We start from the raw sequence: 20,238 nt of genomic DNA on the forward strand, positions 1-20,238 counted from the left end.
GCGCTGGACCGGGAGGCGATGAGCGCGGCGCTCCGGGACGTGATCGGCCGCCACGAGGTGCTGCGGACGGTGCTCCCGGCCGAGGACGGCGAGCCCTACCAGCGGATCCTGCGGGCCGACGAGGTCGACTTCGAGCTAACTACCCTCGACGTCGCGGCAGGGGAGGCCGCCGCCGAGATCGACCGCGTAGCGGGATACGCCTTCGACCTCGCCACGGAGATCCCCCTCCGGGCATGGCTGCTCGCCCTGGCGCCGGACGAGCATGTCCTCGTGCTGGCGGTGCACCACATCGCGACCGACGGGTGGTCGATCGCGTCGCTGGCACAGGACATGTCGGTCGCGTACACGGCACGCCTGGAGGGCCGGGCACCGGACTGGACGCCGCTGCCGGTGCAGTACGCCGACTACGCCCTGTGGCAGCGGGAACTCCTCGGCGACGCGGGCGACCCGGACAGCGTCCAGGCCCGACAGCTGGCGTTCTGGCGGGAGACCCTGGCGGGCGCCCCCGACGAGACGACCCTGCCGACGGACCGAGCGCGTCCCGCGGTGGCGACGCGCCGGGGAGATGAGACCCCGGTGGAACTCTCCGCGGACCTGCACCGGCGCATCACAGAACTGGCCGCCACCGAGCAGGTCACCGTCTTCATGGTGCTCCAGGCAGGCCTCGCGGCACTGCTGAGCAGGCTCGGCGCGGGCACCGACATCCCGATCGGCACCGCACTGGCCGGCCGCACCGACGACGCCCTCGACGATCTGATCGGCTTCTTCGTCAACATGCTCGTGCTCCGCACCGACGTGTCGGGCGACCCGAGCTTCGCCGAGCTGCTGCGGCGCGTACGCGACACCGACCTGGCGGCCTACGCACACCAGGACCTGCCCTTCGACCACGTGGTGGAGAAGCTCGTCCCCGAACGCTCCCTGGCACGGCAGCCGCTGTTCCAGGTGGCACTTGATGTGCAGAACGTCCCGGAGGCCGGGCTGCGGCTGCCAGGACTCGAGGTGAGCGGCGAGCCGCTGGCGCACGGAGTCGCCCGGTACGACCTCGCGCTGAGCCTGTCGGAGCGCCGCGATGAGCAGGGTGCGCCGGACGGGATGTACGGCACGCTCACGACGGCCGCCGACCTGTTCGACCGGGCCACTGCCGACCGGATCGCCGGTCACCTGGTCCGGTTGCTCACCGTGGTCACCGCTGCCGCCGAAGTGCCCCTCAGCACGGTGGAGTTGCTGGACCCCGAGGAGTACCGGCGGATCGTGCGGGACTGGAACGACACGGCTGCTCCGGTGCCGGACGGTGTGGTGCCCGATCTGTTCGCGGCGCAGGTGGTGCGGTCGCCGGAGGCGGTGGCGTTGTCCGGTGGTGGTGTGGAGCTGTCGTATGCGGAGGTGGATGCGTGGGCGAATTGTCTGGCGCGGAAGCTGGTCGTGTCGGGGGTGGGTCCGGAGTCGGTGGTGGCTTTGGTGTTGGAGCGGTCGCCGGAGTTGGTGGTGGCGGTTCTGGCGGTGCTGAAGGCGGGTGGTGCGTACTTGCCGATCGATCCGGGGCAGCCGGTTGAGCGGATCCGGTCGGTGATCGAGGATGCCGGGCCGGTGTTGGTGGTGGACAGTCCGGAGTTCCTTGCGGAGGTCGACGGTTATGACGAGGGTCCGGTGTCGGACGTGGACCGGCTCGCTCCGTTGCTGCCGTCCCACCCGGCGTATGTGATCTACACGTCGGGGTCGACGGGACGCCCGAAGGGCGTGGTCGTCACGCACCAGGGATGCGCGGACCTGTCGGGGAGCCATGACTGGTACGGCGTGAAGGCCGGCAGCCGGGTGGCGCAGTTCGCGTCCGTAGGCTTCGACATGTTCTGCGAGGAGTGGCTGCTGGCGCTGCTGCGTGGCGCGGCGCTGGTGACCGTGCCGGCGGACCGGCGGCTGGGGGCCGAACTCGGACGGTTCCTCGTCGATCACGGAGTGACGCACGCGGCGCTGCCGCCCGCGGTGGCGGAGACGATCCCCGACGGCCTGCTGGACCCGGCGTTCGTGCTCGACGTCGGCGGCGAGGCATGCCCACCCGAGTTGGTCGAACGCTGGGCGGCGGACGGCCGCACGATGTTCAACGCCTACGGGCCGACGGAGGCGACCGTGGTCGCCACGGTGTGGCGGTGCAGCCCCGGCCTGGATGCGGGCGAGGCCGTGCCCATCGGCCGACCCGTCGCCAACACCCGCGTGTACGTGCTCGACGCCGCGCTGAAGCCCGTGCCGACGGGCGTGGTGGGTGAGCTGTACCTCGCGGGCACGGGTCTGGCACGCGGCTACCTGGGCCGTCCCGGGTTGACGGGGGAGCGCTTCGTGGCCTGCCCGTTCGAGCCGGATCGGCGGATGTACCGCAGCGGTGACCGGGCGAAGTGGAACGCCGACGGGCAGCTGGTCTTCGCGGGCCGTGTGGACGACCAGGTGAAGATCCGCGGGTTCCGGATCGAGCCTGGCGAGGTCGAGGCCGTGCTCGCGGCCCACCCTGACGTGGCTCGGACCGCGGTGACCGTACGGGAGGACACGCCCGGTGAGCCACGGCTCGTGGGCTACGTCGTTCCCGGCGACGGCGTCGACGCCGATGAACTGCCTCAGGCGGTAAGCGGATTCGCGGCGGAACGGCTGCCGTCGTACATGGTGCCGTCGGCCGTGGTGGTGCTGGACGCCGTGCCGCTGACGGTCAACGGCAAGCTGGACCGCAGGGCGCTGCCCGCTCCGGACTACACCAAGGCCGGGACCGGCCGCGTGCCCGCCACCCCACAGGAAGAACTGGTGTGCCAGGCGTTCGCCGACATCCTCGGCCTGCCCGAGATCGGGGCCGACGACCACTTCTTCGCGCTCGGTGGGCACTCCCTGCTGGCCACCCGGCTGCTCAGCCGGGTGCGTGCGGTGGCGGGCGTGGACGTGCCGCTCCGCGTGCTGTTCGCGAACCCCACACCCGCCGGTGTCGCCGAATGGCTGACGACGCACCAGGGCTCACGGAAGAAGACCAGGCCGACGCTGCGGCCGATGCGCAAGCAGGAGAAGGAGTTCTGATGATTCCGTTGTCGTTCGCGCAGCGCCGCCTGTGGTTCCTGTGGCAGTTGGGGGGACCCGCCGACACTTTCAACATTCCGCTGGCCCTGCGGCTGACCGGACAGCTGGACACCGACGCGCTCGCCGCCGCCCTAAGCGACGTGATCGACCGCCACGAGGTGCTGCGCACCGTTCTCCCGTCCTCGGGCGGTGAGCCGTACCAGCGGGTACTGCCGACCGAGGACGCGGGCTTCGAGCTGAACGTCGTCCGGGTGACGCCGGAGGACGTGCCGGACGAGGTGCGGCGCGCGAGTGCGTACGCCTTCGACCTGGCCGGCGAGATCCCGGTCCGTGCCGACCTGCTCGTGGTGAACCCGGACGAGCACGTACTGGTCCTGGTGGTGCACCACATCGCGGCCGACGGCTGGTCGATGGGACCCCTGACGCGCGACCTCTCCACCGCCTACACAGCACGGCTGGCGGGCCACGAGCCCCAGTGGGAGCCGCTGCCCGTGCAGTACGCGGACTACACCCTGTGGCAGCGGGAACTCCTCGGTGCGCATGACGACCCGGAGAGCGCCCTGTCCGAGCAGGTGGCGTACTGGCGGCGCGCCCTTGATGGCGCGCCGGAGGAACTGGAACTGCCCACCGACCGCCCACGCCCGGCACAGACCACGTCCCGTGGTCACACGGCCGAACTGGAGATCTCCGCCGACGTCCACCAGCGGCTGCTGGAGCTAGCGGGCGACCACGGGGCGACCCTGCTCATGGTGGCGCATTCCGCGCTGGCTGTGCTGCTGTCCCGGATCGGGGCGGGCGATGACCTCCCGATCGGCAGCCTGGTCGCCGGACGGACCGACGAGGGGCTCAACGACCTGGTCGGCTTCTTCGTCAACAACCTGGTGATCCGCGCCGACCTGTCGGGCGACCCGACCTTCACCGATGTGCTGCGGCAGGTGCGTGAGGCTTCCCTGGATGCCTACGAGCACCAGGACGTGCCGTTCGAGAAACTGGTCGAGGAACTTGCGCCGACCCGGTCACTGGCCCGGCACCCCCTCTTCCAGGTGATGGCAGCCGTGGAGAGCGAGGACATGACGTCCTCCGGCCGGCGCGGCGGCCCGGCCCTGGAACTGCCCGGCCTGCGGGTCGAGATGGTCTCCGACGAAGAGCAGGCGCGCGAACTCGACCTCGACCTGGTGCTGCGCGAGACCGTCGACGACGACGGGCAGCCCGCGGGGCTGCACGGCGCGCTCATCGGCGCGGCCGATCTGTTCGATGCCGCAACGGTCCAGCGGATCGCGGACATGGTGGCACGCGTCCTGGAGGCGGCCGCAGCCGACCCGTCGGCCCCCGTCCGCTCCCTGGACGTGCTCGGCCCGGCCGAGTACCGGCGGATCGTCCACGACTGGAATGCCACGGCGGAACCGGTCCCCGCTGCCCTGCTGCCGGACTTGTTTGCGGCGCAGGTGGTGCGGTTGCCGGAGGCGGTGGCGTTGTCCGGTGGTGGTGTGGAGCTGTCGTATGCGGAGGTGGATGCGTGGGCGAATTGTCTGGCGCGGAAGCTGGTCGTGTCGGGGGTGGGTCCGGAGTCGGTGGTGGCTTTGGTGTTGGAGCGGTCGCCGGAGTTGGTGGTGGCGGTTCTGGCGGTGTTGAAGGCGGGTGGTGCCTTTGTGGCGGTTGATCCGGGGCAGCCTGCGGAGCGGATTCGTTTCGTGTTGGAGGATGCGGCTCCGGTGCTGGTGGTGGACAGTCCGGAGTTCCTTGCGGAGGTCGACGGTTATGACGAGGGTCCGGTGTCGGACGTGGACCGGCTTGCTCCGTTGCTGCCGTCGCATCCGGCGTATGTGATCTTCACGTCTGGGTCGACGGGGCGGCCGAAGGGCGTGATGGTCTCGCATGAGGCGTGTGTGAGTTATGTGGCGAGTCATGACCGGTATGGGGTGGGGCCGGGGAGTCGGGTGGCGCAGTTCGCGTCGGTGGGTTTTGACGCGTTCTGTGAGGAGTGGTTGCTGGCGTTGCTGCGGGGGGCGGCGTTGGTGACGGTGCCGGGGGAGTCGCGGCTGGGTGATGAGTTGGTGCGTTTCCTGCTGGATGAGGGGGTGACGCATGCGACGTTGCCGCCGGGGGTGGCGGTGTTGATGGATGAGGGTGTGCTGGATCCGGGGTTCGTGCTGGATGTGGGTGGTGAGGTGTGTCCGCCTGGTCTGGTGGAGCGTTGGGTGGCGGGTGGTCGCACGTTGTTCAACAGTTACGGGCCGAGTGAGGCGACGGTGAATGTGACTGTGTGGCGTGCGGGGGGCCGGTCTTTGGGGTCGGGGGTGCCGGTGGGGCGTCCGGTGGCGAACATGCGGGTGTTCGTGCTGGATGACCGGCTGTGTCCGGTGCCGGTGGGTGTGGCGGGTGAGTTGTATGTGGCCGGGGTGCAGGTGGGGCGTGGTTATCTGCGTCGGCCGGTGTTGACGGGTGAGCGGTTTGTGGCGTGTCCGTTTGTGTCGGGTGAGCGGATGTATCGGACCGGGGATCGGGTGCGGTGGGACGCTGACGGTGAGTTGGTGTTCGTGGGGCGTGCGGATGATCAGGTGAAGATCCGTGGGTTCCGTATCGAGCCGGGTGAGGTGGAGGCTGTTCTGGCGGGGCACCCGGCCGTGGCCCAGGTGGCGGTGGTCGTGCGGGAGGACACGCCCGGAGACAAACGACTCACCGGCTATCTCGTGCCGCAGAAGCCGGGCACGGCCATCAGCGCCGCGGTCGCGGAACACGCGGCGGAGCGGCTGCCCGGCTACATGGTGCCGTCGGCGTTCGTGGAGCTGGACGCGCTCCCGTTGACGGCGAACGGGAAGCTCGACCGCACGGCGCTGCCGGTCCCTGAGTACGCGGGCGCGGGTGCGGGACGCGCGCCGGTGAACGCGCAGGAAGAGCTGGTGTGTCAGGCGTTCGCGGAGGTTCTCGGCCTGGACCGGCCCACGGTCGGGGTGGAGGACGACTTCTTCGCCCTCGGCGGCCATTCGCTGCTGGCGGTGTCGCTGGTGGAGTGGCTGCGACAGCACGGGCTGGCGGTCTCGGTGCGGGCGCTGTTCGTGTCCGCGACCCCGGCAGCGTTGGCGGCCGCGTCCGCACAGGAGCGGGTGGAGGTGCCGCCGAACCTGATCCCGGTGGGCGCGAGCGAGATCACGCCGGAGATGCTGCCCCTGGTCGAACTGACCCAGGAGGAGATCGCCCGGGTGGCGGCGGCGGTACCGGGCGGTGCCGCCAACATCGCGGACATCTACCCGCTGGCCCCCCTCCAGGAAGGTCTCCTCTTCCACCACCTGATGACGGACCGGGACGGCACGGACGTCTACATCACGCCCGCGGTGATCGAGTTCGACTCGCGCGACCGTCTCGACGACTTCTTCGCCGCGCTGAAGTGGATGGTGGACCGGCACGACATCTACCGCACCGCCGTCATCTCCGAGGGGCTTCGGGAGCCGGTGCAGGTCGTGGTACGCCACGCCGAACTGACGGTCGAGGAAACGATCCTCGACGCCGACGGGCCGGATCCGGTCCAGCAGATGCTGGCCGCGGCCGGCGGCCGGATGGACCTGGACCAGGTGCCGCTGATGTCCGCGCACATCGCCGCCGACCCGGGCGGCGACCGGTGGCTGGCCCTGCTCCGGATACACCACCTGCTCCAGGACCACACCACCCAGGACGTGCTGTTCGACGATCTGCGGGCGTTCCTGTCCGGGCGGGCCGACGAGTTGCCGGCGCCGGTGCCGTTCCGCGAATTCGTCGCCCAGGCACGGCTCGGGACCCCGCGGGAGGAACACGAGCGGTTCTTCGCCGAGTTGCTCGGGGACGTCACCGAGACGACCGCTCCGTACGGCCTGGTCGATGTGCACGGTGACGGCACGGGATCGGAAGAGGCCCGGCTGAGGGTCGACGACGCCCTGGCCGGTCGCATCCGTGAGGTGGCGCGCTCACTCGGAGCGAGCCCGGCGACACTGTTCCACCTGGCGTGGGCGCGTGTGCTGGGCGCTGTCTCGGGCCGCGACGACGTGGTGTTCGGCACGGTCCTGTTCGGGCGCATGAACGCCGGCGAGGGCGCGGACCGGGTGCCGGGCCTGTTCATCAACACGCTCCCCGTGCGCGTACGACTCGACCAGCAGGACGTGGAGGAGGCGCTGACCGGCATGCGGCGTGCGCTCGCCGACCTGCTCGTGCACGAGCACGCGCCGCTGACGCTCGCCCAGGCGGCAAGCGGCCTGCCTGGCGGCAGCCCGCTGTTCACCTCGATCCTGAACTACCGGCACGCCTCCGGGCCGCGGGAAGCGCGCTCCGAGCTGAATGGGATGCAGGTGCTGTCCGCCCGCGACCTCACCAACTACCCGCTCGCTGTGGCGGTCGACGCCGACGAATCCGGCTTCACCATCACCGTGGACGCGGTGGCACCCGCCGATCCGGCACAGGTGGGCGCGCTGCTGACCACGTGCCTGGACTCCCTCACGTCTGCCCTGGCGGAGGAACCGGCCACCCCACTTCTCACGGTGGACGTGCTGGATGGGACCGAACTGTCCGCACTGGTGGACGGGTGGAACGACACCGCGGCGCCCGTGCCGGACGTATCGTTGTCCGAGGCCTTCGCGGCCCGGGTGGCGGCCGCTCCGGACGCGGTCGCGCTGGTGTGCGGCGAAGCGGAGGTCACCTACCGCGAACTGGACGCCCGTTCGAACCGGTTGGCCCGGACGCTGGTGGCGTCCGGAGTGAGACGGGAGTCGGCCGTCGCGGTGGCGATGGAACGGTCCGTCGATCTCGTCGTGGCGTTGCTGGCCGTGTCCAAAGCCGGTGGAGTGTTCGTGCCGCTGGACGCAGGATGGCCCACGGCCCGCACGCGCGCGGTGGTCGAGGACGCGGACGCCTCCCTGGTGCTGGTGCACGAGGCGACGGCCGGACTGGAGGTCGGGGTCGCGCTGGTGCCGGTCGACGCCGAGGCGGAGACCGCGGTGGACCTGCCGGGGCCGGTTCCGCCGGGCGGGGCCGCGTACGTGATGTACACATCGGGCTCGACGGGGCTGCCGAAGGGCGTGGTGGCCACGCACCGGGACGTGGTGCGGCTGGCCATGGACCGCTGCTGGGGCTCGACGCCACGGGTGCTGTTCCACGCCCCGCACGCGTTCGACGCCTCCTCGTACGAGCTGTGGGTGCCGCTGCTGTCGGGGGGCACCGTGGTGATCGCACCCCGGGAACGCATTGACGCGTCGCTGATGCGGCGACTGGCCGCCGAGCACGAGCTGACGCACGTCCATGTCACCGCGGGCCTGCTGCGGGTGCTGGCCGAGGACGACCCGGGCTGCTTCACTGGCGTGCGTGAAGTGCTGACGGGCGGGGACGTGGTGCCCGCTGAAGCGGTACGCCGGATCCTGGAGGCCAACCCGCGGGTGGTCGTGCGGCACATGTACGGGCCGACCGAGGTGACGTTGTGCGCCACCCAGTACGAGGTCGCCGACGCCGCCGAGGTCGACGCGGTGCTGCCGATCGGGCGGCCGCTGGACAACACGCGCGTCTACGTCCTGGACAACGGGCTCAACGTGGTGCCGGTGGGCGTGGCCGGAGAATTGTACGTGGCCGGGGCCGGCCTCGCGCGCGGCTATGTCAACCGCGCGCAGACGACGGCGGAGCGTTTCGTGGCGTGTCCGTTCGGACCGGGCGAACGGATGTACCGCACCGGGGACCTCGCCAGATGGACCCCGGACGGGCGGCTGGTCTTCGCCGGGCGCGCCGACGACCAGGTGAAGATCCGCGGTTTCCGGGTGGAGCCGGGCGAGGTCGAGGCGGTGCTCTCCGAGCACCCGGCCGTGGCTCAGGCGACCGTTGTCGTGCGGGAGGACACCCCCGGGAACAAGCGGCTGATCGGCTATCTCGTGCCCGTGGAAGCGGGCAGTCCGGTCGCGGCAGCGGCGCGTGCGTACGCGGCCGAACGCCTGCCCGAGTACATGGTGCCGGCGGCGTTCGTGGAGCTGGACGCCTTCCCGCTGACGGTCAACGGGAAGGTCGACCGGGCCGCGCTGCCCGTCCCCCGGTACCTGCCGGGCGCCGGACGGCTGCCGGTCGACGCCCGCGAGGAGTTGCTGTGCCAGGCCTTCGCCGAGATCCTGGGGCTGCCCACGGTCGGCGTGGACGACGACTTCTTCACGCTCGGCGGACATTCACTGCTGGTCACCCGCCTGGTGAGTCGGGTGCGCGCGCTCCTGGACGTGGAGCTGTCGATCCGGACCGTGTTCGAGGCGCCGACGCCCGGCCGTCTGGCTGCCCGGCTCGCCGAAGCCGCCGGGCCGGGACGGAAGGCTTTGGCCGCGCGCGAGCGGCCGGAGCGGCCGCCCCTGTCCTTCGCCCAGCAGCGCCTCTGGTTCCTGGGGCAGTTGGAGGGCCCGAGTCCGACGTACAACCTTCCGCTGGCACTGCGCCTGACCGGGCCGCTGGACCGGGAGGCGTTCGTGGCCGCCCTGCGCGACACGGTCGAACGCCACGAGGTGCTGCACACCGTGTTCGCGGTGGCCGAGAACGGCGAGCCCTACCAGCGGGTCCTCCCGGTGGCGGAGACGGCGTTCACGCCCGAGGTCGTGGAGGTGTCGTCCGACGATCTGACCGAGGCGATCGCGGAAGCGGCGACGTACGCCTTCGATCTGGCCGTGGAGAACCCGGTGCGCGCGACGCTGTTCGCGGTGGCACCTGACGAGCACGTGCTGGTCCTGGTGGTGCACCACATCGCGGGCGACGCCTGGTCGATGGAGCCCCTGGCGCGCGACGTGTCGGCGGCGTACGCGGCCCGCCGCGAGGGCGAGGCCCCGGTGTGGGCGCCGCTGCCCGTGCAGTACGCCGACTACGCGATGTGGCAACGAGAGCTGCTGGGCGACGAGGGCGACCCGGACAGCCTGATCGCGCGGCAGATGGGCCATTGGCGGGACGCGCTCGCAGGAGCCCCGGAGGAGCTTGAGCTGCCGTTCGACCGGCCGCGTCCCGCCGAGTTCTCCTATCGCGGTCATCTCGCCGAGGTCGAGCTTCCGGCCGAACTGCACCGGCGGCTGCGGGAGACGGCACGGGCCGAGGGCGTGACGGTCTTCATGGTGCTCCAGGCCGCGCTGGCGGTGACACTGTCGCGACTGGGCGCCGGCACCGACCTCCCGATCGGCACCGCCGTGGCCGGACGCACCGACCAGGCCTTGGACGACCTGGCCGGATTCTTCGTCAACACCCTGGTCCTGCGCACCGACCTGTCCGGCAACCCGACGTTCGCCGGGGTGCTGGAGCGGGTGCGCGACGACCTGCTGACCGCCCTGGCACACCAGGACGTGCCGTTCGAGCGGCTGGTGGAGGACCTGGCCCCGGCGCGGTCGCTGACGCGGCATCCGCTGTTCCAGGTGATGCTGACCCTGCAGAACACCGCTCGGGCCGGTGGCGGCACGTCCGCCGAGCTGCCCGGCCTGGAGACCTCGGTGCTGCCGACGGGTGCGGTGCCCGCCAAGTTCGACCTCGACGTGGCCTTCGCGGAGACCTTCGACGCGGAGGGCGCCCCGACCGGGATGCACGGCACGCTCGTCGCGGCTGCCGACCTGTTCGACCAGGACACCGCCGACCGGATCGGGACCTGGTTCACCCGGGTGCTCGACACGCTCACCCGCCGCCCCGACCTGCGTCTCAGCGCCGTCGACGTGCTGGACGAGGCCGAACTGTCCGTCCTCGTCGAGGAATGGAACGACCCGGAGCTGCCGACACCGGAGGCGACGCTGCCGGAGCTGTTCGAGGCGCAGGTGGCGAGGACACCGCAGGCGGTCGCCGTCTCGATGGGTGACGTGGCCTTGTCGTATGCGGAGTTGGAAGCCCGTGCTGATCGGCTGGCGCGTGGTCTGGCCGGGCGGGGAGTGGGCCCGGAGTCGGTCGTCGGTGTGTTCATGGCGCGGTCGGTCGATGTGGTGGTGGCGATGGTGGCGGTGGGGAAGGCGGGTGGTGCGTATCTGCCGCTGGACCCGGACTATCCGGCCGAGCGGGTCGCGTTCGTGCTGGCGGACGCGGGTGCGAGGTGTGTCGTCACGACGGCGGAGTACGCGTCGAGCCTGCCGGAGGGCGTGACGGCCGTCGTGGTCGACGGCGCGGAGATCGAGTCGACGACCGGCTTGGACCGGCTTGCTCCGTTGCTGCCGTCCCACCCGGCGTATGTGATCTACACGTCGGGCTCCACCGGACGGCCCAAGGGTGTGCTGGTGCCGCACCGGAACGTGGTGGCGTTGTTCGCCGCTGCCCGGAAGGTCTTCGACTTCGGCGCCGACGACGTGTGGAGCGGCTTCCACTCGTTCGCCTTCGACGTCTCGGTCTGGGAGTTGTGGGGTGCGTTGCTGCATGGCGGGCGGGTGGTGGTGGTGCCGTTCGAGGTGTCGCGGTCGCCGGGGGAGTTCGCGGAGCTGTTGGAGCGCGAGCGGGTGACGGTGCTGAGTCAGACGCCTTCGGCGTTCTACCAGCTGATGGAGGCTCAGTCGCACCGTGCCGGTGCGCTGCACGACCTGCGGGTGGTGGTGTTCGGCGGTGAGGCGCTGGAGCCGGCGCGGCTGGCCGGCTGGTGGGAGCGGTTGGGCGGGGCCGGGCCCCGGCTGGTGAACATGTACGGCATCACCGAGACCACGGTGCATGTCACGCACCACGATCTCGGGCCGGACGAGAGCACGGACGGCAGTGTGATCGGGCGGGGTCTGCCGGGGCTGTCGGTGTATGTGCTGGATGAGTGGCTGCGGCCGGTCCCGGTGGGCGTGACCGGTGAGTTGTATGTGGCCGGGGCGCAGGTCGCGCGGGGCTACATGGGCCGCCCGGGGCTGACCGGTGAGCGGTTCGTCGGGTGTCCGTTCGGTGTGGCGGGGGGCCGGATGTACCGGTCGGGTGACCGGGCCCGGTGGGCTGCGGACGGTCGGCTGGTGTTCGCGGGGCGTGCGGATGAGCAGGTGAAGATCCGTGGGTTCCGGATCGAGCCGGGTGAGGTGTCGGCCGTGCTGGCGGCGCACCCGGACGTGGTCCAGGCCGCGGTGATCGCGCGCGACGACGCCCTGGGCGGAACGCGGTTGATCGGCTACGTCGTGCCCGCCGACGGCTGCGACGGTGTCCTGGACGCGGTGCGCGGGTTCGCGGTGGAGCGGTTGCCGTCGTACATGGTGCCCTCGGCGTTCGTGGAGCTCGAGACCCTGCCCTTGACGGTCAACGGCAAGCTGGACCGCAGGGCGCTGCCGGAGCCGGACCACGCCGGCGCGGGTGCCGGACGCGCCCCGGTCACGGCTCAGGAAGAGCTGCTGTGCCAGGCGTTCGCCGAGGTGCTGGGGCTGCCGGTGGTCGGGGTCGACGACGACTTCTTCGCCCTCGGCGGGCACTCCCTGCTCGCGGTGTCCCTGGTGGAGTGGCTGCGACAGCGCGGTATGTCCGTCTCGGTGCGGGCCCTGTTCATGACCTCGACCCCGGCAGGGCTGGCCGCCGTGGCGGTTCCGGAGTCGGTGGTGGTGCCGCTCGGCCTCATCCCCGAGGGGGCCACCGAGATCACGCCGGAGATGCTGCCGCTGGTCGAGCTGACCGAGGCCGAGATCGCCCGGGTCGTGGGGCAGGTGCCGGGCGGCGCGGCCAACGTGCAGGACGTGTACCCGTTGGCCCCGCTGCAGGAAGGCATCTTCTTCCACCATCTCGTGGCCGACCGGGACGGCACGGACGTCTATGTGACACCGACCGTCCTCGACTTCGACTCCCGTGAAAGGCTCGACGAGTTCCTCGCGGCGATGCAGTGGGTGATGGACCGGCACGACATCTACCGCACCGCGATCGTGTGGGAAGGGCTGCCGGAACCGGTCCAGGTCGTGTGGCGCCACGCCGAACTGCCGGTCGAGGAGATGGAGCTCGACCCCGACGGTCCGAACGCGGTCGAGCAGCTTCGTGCGGCGGCGGGCGGCCGGATCGAGCTGGACAGCGCGCCATTGCTGCGGGCGCACATCGCCGCCGGCCCCGACGGCGGCTGGCTGATGCTGCTGCGCATCCACCATCTGGTCCAGGACCACACCTCCGTGGAGGTGCTGCTCGAAGACCTACGGGCGTTCCTGGCCGGGGAGGCCGACCGGCTGGCGCCTCCGGTGCCGTTCCGTCACTTCGTCGCGCAGGCACGGCTCGGGACCTCGCGGGAGGAGCACGAGCGGTACTTCACCGGGCTGCTCGGCGACGTCACCGAGACCACCGCTCCCTATGGCCTGACGGACGTGCACGGTGACGGCGAGGAGGCCGCACATGCCCGCCTGCGCGTGGACGACGCCCTGACCGAGCGGATGCGCGGGGTGGCGCGGTCGCTCGGGGTCAGCCCGGCAGCCCTGTTCCATCTGGCGTGGGCGCGCGTCCTCGGCGTGGTGTCTGAGAGCGACGACGTGGTGTTCGGCACGCTCCTGTTCGGGCGCATGAACGCAGGCGCGGGCGCCGACCGGGCGCCGGGCCTGTTCCTCAACACCTTGCCGGTGCGCGTACGTATGGCCCGGAAGAGCGTGGCCGAGGCCCTGACCGAACTGCGCCACCAACTCGCCGACCTCATGGTCCACGAGCACGCGCCGCTGTCGCTGGCCCAGGCCGCCGCCGGCCTGCCCGGTGGCAGCCCGCTGTTCACCTCGCTCTTCAACTACCGGCACAACCGGGACGAACCGGAGTCCGGTGAGGGCATCGAAGGCATCCGGACGATCTTCACCCGAGAGCACACGAACTACCCGCTGCACATGTCCATCGACAATGACGGCCCCAGCTTCGTCATCACCGTGAACGCGATGGCGCCCGCCGACCCCGACCAGGTCTGCGCACTCATGCACACCTGCCTCACCAACCTGGTCACCGCCCTGACGGAAGCTCCGGACACCCCGCTCGCCCGAGTGGACGTCCTGGACGCGCAGGCCGGGAACCGGGTACGGGTCGAGTGGAACGACACGGCCGTGGACGTTCCCGACGTGACCGTTCCGGTCGCGTTCGCCGCACAGGCGGCACGTGCCCCGCAGGCCACGGCGCTGATCTCCGGCGACGTCGAGATCGGTTACGCCGAGCTGGACGCCCGCTCGGACAGGCTGGCGCGGGCGTTGGTCGCGGCGGGCGTGGACGCGGAGTCGACCGTCGCGGTCGTGATGGAGCGGTCGGTCGATCTGGTGGTGACGCTGCTGGCCGTCCTGAAGGCCGGCGGCGTGTACGTGCCGCTGGACGCGGGATGGCCGGTCGCACGGATGCGGACTGTCGTGAAGGACTCGGGCGCGCGATGCGTGGTGGTCCACGAGCCGACGGCCGGACACGCATTCCTGCGTGACCTCGACCTCCCGACGTTTTCGGTGGAGGCAGAGGCAGAGGCGGAGGCAGAGGAAGGAGCACTGCCCCGGCCGTCCTCGCCCCAGCAGGCGGCCTACATCATGTACACGTCCGGTTCGACGGGTGTGCCGAAGGGTGTGGTGGTGACGCACCGGGATGTCGTGGCGCTGGCCACGGATCGCTGTTGGGGTGCTCCGTCGCGGGTGTTGTTCCACGCGCCGCATGCCTTTGATGCCTCGTCGTATGAGTTGTGGGTCCCGCTGCTGTCCGGCGCGACGGTTGTCGTCGCGCCGGACGAGCGGGTGGATGCGGTGGTGATGCGCCGTCTGGTCGCCGATCACGAGCTGTCGCATGTGCATGTGACGGCCGGATTGCTGCGGGTGCTGGCGGATCAGGATCCGGGTTGTTTTGCGGGTGTGGGTGAGGTGTTGACGGGTGGGGATGTGGTGCCGGCGGAGTCGGTGCGTCGGGTGCTGGAGGCCAGTCCTGGTGTGATGGTGCGGCAGTTGTACGGGCCGACCGAGGTGACCTTGTGTGCCACTCAGTACGGGGTCGGGGATGCCGGTCGGGTGGACGGGGTGCTGCCGATCGGGCGGCCGTTGGACAACATGCGGGCGTATGTCCTGGATGGCGGGCTCAGTCCGGTGCCGGTGGGTGTGGCCGGGGAGCTGTATGTCGCCGGGGTTGGTGTCGCGCGGGGTTATCTCGGCCGGCCGGGGCTGACCGGTGAGCGGTTCGTGGCCTGCCCGTTCGGTGTGGCCGGTGAACGGATGTACCGCACGGGTGACTTGGTGCGCTGGGATGCGGAAGGCCGGTTGGTGTTCGTCGGGCGTGCCGACGGGCAGGTGAAGATCCGTGGGTTCCGGGTGGAGCCGGGGGAGGTGGAGGCCGTCCTGGGTGCCCATCCGGCGGTGGCCCAGGCGGTTGTCGTGGTGCGGGAGGACGTGCCCGGGGACAAGCGCCTGGTCGCCTATCTGGTGCCCGCCGAACGGGGCGAGGTCCTCGGCGTCACCGTCCGCGCATACGCCACCGAGCGGCTGCCGCAGTACATGCTGCCGTCGGCCCTGGTCGAGCTGGATGCCCTGCCGTTGATGGCGAACGGGAAGGTGGACCGTGCCGCGCTGCCCGCTCCCGACTACGCGAGGGGTGCTGGGCGGGCGCCGGCCGACGCCCGCGAGGAACTGCTGTGTCAGGCGTTCGCCGACGTGCTCGGGTTGCCCGAGTTCGGAGTGGACGACGACTTCTTCGCCCTGGGCGGGCACTCGCTGCTGGCCACCGTCCTCGTCGGCAGGATCCGGGCTACGTTCCATGTGGAGATGACGATCGTCGCGTTGTTCGACATGCCGACTCCGGCGAGTCTCGCGCGCTGGCTCGTCCAGGCCCGGCCCGGACGGATCGAACTGGCCGCGTACGAACGGCCGGAGCGGGTGCCGCTGTCGTTCGCGCAGCGGCGGCTGTGGTTCCTCGGGCAGTTGGAGGGTCCCAGCGCCACGTACAACATTCCGCTCGCGACGCGGATCACCGGCCTGTTGGACCGAGTCGCGCTGGACGCCGCGCTGCGCGACGTGATCGACCGTCACGAGGTCCTGCGCACGGTCTTCTCCATGGAGGGCGGTGAGCCGTACCAGCGGAGCCTCCCCCTCGACGCCAGCGGATTCGAGGTGCCGGTCATCGAGATGGCCTCCGGTGACGTGGCGGACGCGGTGGCCCGGGCGGCGGAGCACGCGTTCGACCTCGGCGCGGAGATCCCCGTACGGGCGGCGTTGTTCACGGCGGCACCGGAGGAACACCTTCTGGTCCTGGTGGTGCACCACATCGCGGCGGACGCCTGGTCGATGGTGCCTCTGGCACGCGACATCGCGGCGGCGTACGCGGCGCGGTGCGACGACGAGGAACCGGCCTGGACGCCGTTGCCCGTGCAGTACGCCGACTACGCCCTGTGGCAGCGGGAACTTCTCGGTGACGAGGACGACCCCGACAGCGTGATCTCCCAGCAGGTCGCCTTCTGGCGGGACACCCTCGACGGCGCGCCGGAGGAACTGGACCTGCCGACCGACCGGCCGCGCCCGGCGACGGCGTCCTACCAGGGACACCAGACTCCCGTCGAGATACCCGCCGCCCTGCACGAACGCCTGCGAGAGGTGGCGCGGGAGCACGGCGTGACCTTGTTCATGACCGTGCAGACCGCGCTGGCCGTGGCCCTGTCCCGGCTGGGCGCCGGTACGGACATCCCGATCGGCACTGCGGTCGCCGGGCGCACCGACCAGGCCCTGGAGGACCTGATCGGCTTCTTCGTCAACACCCTCGTCATACGGACCGATCTGTCCGACGACCCCACGGTCGCCGGCGTCCTCCGCCGGGTGCGCGACACCTCGCTCGCGGCATTCACCCACCAGGACGTGCCCTTCGAGAAGCTGGTCGAGGAACTGGCCCCGGCGCGGTCGCTGGCCCGGCATCCCCTGTTCCAGGTCATGCTCACCCTCCAGAACGCGGGCGGGGCGGGCGGCAGCCCGTCCGCAGCGCTGCCGGGCCTGCGGACCGCCTCGTTGGCCACCGACGGTGTGGCGGCCAAGTTCGACCTCGACATCACCATGGGCGAGAGCTTCGACGCGGCGGGCGCCCCCACGGGGATACAGGGCATGCTCGTCGCCGCCGCCGACCTGTTCGACGAGACGACGGCCGAACGGATCGCGGGCTGCCTGGTGCGGGTCCTGAGGCTGATCGCCGAGAACACCGATGTGCGGCTGAGCGCGGTGGACGTGCTCGACGCGGGCGAGCGGCGACGGGTCGTCGAGGAGTGGAACGACACCGACGCCCCGGTACCGGCGCTGCGCGTACCCGACGCGTTCGAGGCGCAGGTGGCGAGGACGCCGGACTCCGTCGCGGTGCTGAGCGGTGACACCCGGCTGACCTACGCCGAGCTGAACGCGCGGGTCAACCAGCTGGCCCGGCTGCTCGTCCGGCACGGCGTCGGTCCGGAGCGGACCGTCGCGGTGTGCATGCGACGTTCGGCCGACCTGCTCGTCGCTCTGCTGGCGGTACTGAAGGCCGGCGGCGCGTATCTGCCGATCGACCCCGACCACCCGGCCGAGCGCATCGGGCACATACTCGACGACACCCGCCCCGGGCTGCTCCTCACCAGCCGAGAGACCGACGCGGAGCTGTCCGGGCCGGGGCGGATCGTCGTGGACGATCCTGGTACGGCGGCGGAGCTTCGGGCGCTGGACGCCGGAGATCTGACGGCCTCCGAGCGCCTTGGCGCGCTCCTCCCCGGGCACGCGGCCTACGTGATTCACACGTCGGGTTCCACCGGCCGGCCCAAGGGGGTCGTCGTCCCGCACAGCGCGATGGCGAACTTCGTCACGGCGATGAGGGCGCGCTTCCCGATGGACGCCGCCGACCGCCTGCTGGCCGTGACGACCGTGTCCTTCGACATCCATGTCCTGGAGCTGTACGTCCCGCTGCTCGCGGGCGCCGGGGTCGTGGTCGCCCAGGACGCGGCCGTCCGGGATCCGGCGGAGGTGGCCGCGCTCATCGACCGGTTCGGCGTGACCGTGATGCAGGCGACCCCGGCGCTGTGGCAGGCGTTGCTGACCGAGCACGCCGAGGCCGCGCGCGGGCTGCGCCTGCTGGTGGGCGGCGAGGCGCTGCCGGGTGCCCTGGCCGCCCGTATGGCCGCCCTCGGCAGCACCGTCACCAACCTGTACGGCCCGACCGAGGTGACGGTCTGGGCGACCGCTGCCGGCATCGAGACAGACGCCGCGGCTTCCCAGGTGCCGATCGGGCGGCCGATCTCCAACACACGGGCGTACGTGCTCGACGGCGCGCTGCGGCCGGTGGCGCCGGGTACCCAGGGTGAGCTGTATCTGGCCGGTGTCCAGGTGGCGCGTGGGTATCTGCGGCGTCCGGGACTGTCGGCGGAACGCTTCGTGGCCTGCCCGTTCGGCTCGGGCGAGCGGATGTACCGCACCGGTGACGTGGTCCGATGGCGCGGCGATGGCCAACTGGAGTTCCTGAGCCGTGCGGACGACCAGGTCAAGATCCGCGGGTTCCGGATCGAGCTCGGTGAGGTCGAGGCCGCGCTGGCCGGCCACCCGACGGTCGAACGGGCTGCCGCGGTCGTGCGCGAGCAGACTCCGGGAGACAAGCGCCTCATCGCTTATGTGGTGGCCGACGTCCTGGATGCGGACCAACTGGCCGAAGCGGTGCGGGCCCACGCGGCCGAGCGGCTGCCGTCGTACATGGTGCCCTCGGCTGTGGTGGTGCTGGACGCGCTGCCGCTGACCGCGAACGGGAAACTCGACCGCAAGGTGCTGCCAGCACCGGACTTCGCGGCGGCCGCCGGCTCGGGCCGTGCTCCGACGGGGCCGCGCGAGGAACTGCTGTGCATGGCCTTCGCACAGGTGCTGGGCCTCGAACGCGTCGGAGTGGACGACGACTTCTTCGCCCTGGGCGGACACTCGCTGCTGGCCGTCTCCCTCGTCGAGTATCTGCGTGAGCGCGGGGTGTCGGTGTCCGTGCGGGCGCTGTTCCAGAACGCCACACCCGCCGGGCTGGCCGCCGCAGCCGGTCCGGAACACGTGACGGTGCCGCCGAACCTCATCCCGCCGGGCGCGACCGCGATCACGCCGGACATGCTGACCCTGACCGACCTGACCGAGGCGGAGATCGCCCGGGTGGTCGACACGGTGCCCGGTGGTGCGGCCAATGTCGCGGACATCTACCCGCTGGCCCCGCTCCAGGAGGGAATGTTCTTCCACCACTTGATGGCCGGCGGTGACAACGGCGACGTGTACGTGCTGCCGACCGTGCTCGGCTTCGACTCGCGTGACGTCCTCGACGGGTTCCTGGCGGCGCTGCAGCGGATCGTCGACCGTCACGACACCTACCGGACGGCGATCGTCTGGGAAGGACTGCGCGAGCCGGTGCAGGTCGTGTGGCGTACCGCCGAGCTGCCGGTGGACGAGGTCGTGCTCGACGCCGACGCGGATCCCGCCGAGCAACTGCTGGTCGAAGCGGGGGCATGGCAGGCACTGGACCGGGCACCGCTGATGCGGGTCAGGGTCGCCGCAGAGCCGGGCACCGACCGCTGGGTGGCACTCCTGCTCATCCACCACCTGGTGCAGGACCACACCGCCCTGGACGTGCTCCTGGACGAGGTACGCGCGATCCTGACCGGCCATGCTGACGAACTGCCCGACCCCGTACCGTTCCGCGGGTACGTGGCGCAGGCGCGGCTGGGGATCACGCGCGAGGAGCACGAGGCCTACTTCTCCGGCCTGCTCGGCGACCTGACCGAGCCGACCGCCCCGTACGGGCTGATGGACGTGCTCGGTGACGGCGGCCCGGAGGCGCGTGCCCAGCACTGGGTCGACGACGCGCTGGCCGAACGGGTTCGCACGCTGGCGCGGTCGAGGGGAGTCAGCCCGGCGACCGTCTTCCACCTGGCGTGGGCCCGGGTGCTCGGCGCGCTGTCGGGACGCGACGACGTGGCCTTCGGCACGATCGTCTTCGGCCGGATGAACTCGGGGACGGGCTCCGCCCGCGTGCCGGGCCTGTTCATGAACACGCTGCCCGTGCGCGTCCGTCTCGACGGCACCGGGTCCGACGCCGCACTGTCGGACATGCGGACCCAACTCGCCGAGCTGATGGTCCACGAGCACGCACCGCTCACGCTGGCACAGTCGGTCAGCGGCGTGCCGGGCGGCACCCCGCTGTTCACGTCGCTGTTCAACTACCGGTTCACCACGGCGCCGGAGGCCGAACGCCCCGTCGAGCCGACCGACCGCGTGGGCGGCATCGGCCTGCTCGGGTACCGGGAACAGAGCAACTACCCGGTGACCATGTCCGTGGACGACGCCGGAGAGCGGTTCCTGCTGACCGCCG

Annotated in this window: 2 protein-coding genes (both cut by a window edge); both read left to right on the plus strand. The window is 71.2% G+C overall.

Features of this window, described 5'->3' with window-relative positions:
- Positions 1 to 3,048 carry the 3' portion of a non-ribosomal peptide synthase/polyketide synthase gene (locus OG734_RS47145; protein WP_330285435.1) on the plus strand. The gene continues 17,772 nt to the left of window position 1, outside the view, so 3,048 of the gene's 20,820 nt are visible here — the last part of the coding sequence; its start codon lies off the left edge, out of view; its stop codon occupies positions 3,046 to 3,048.
- On the plus strand, positions 3,048 to 20,238 hold the 5' portion of the coding sequence (locus OG734_RS47150) for a non-ribosomal peptide synthetase (RefSeq protein ID WP_330285434.1). It continues 9,014 nt past the right edge of the window; only the first 17,191 of its 26,205 coding nucleotides appear in the window; its start codon is at positions 3,048 to 3,050; its stop codon lies beyond the right edge, outside the window. Before OG734_RS47145 ends, OG734_RS47150 begins: the two co-directional genes overlap by 1 nt.

Origin of the sequence: Streptomyces sp. NBC_00576 (genome assembly GCF_036345175.1) — a bacterium.
Classification (GTDB): domain Bacteria; phylum Actinomycetota; class Actinomycetes; order Streptomycetales; family Streptomycetaceae; genus Streptomyces.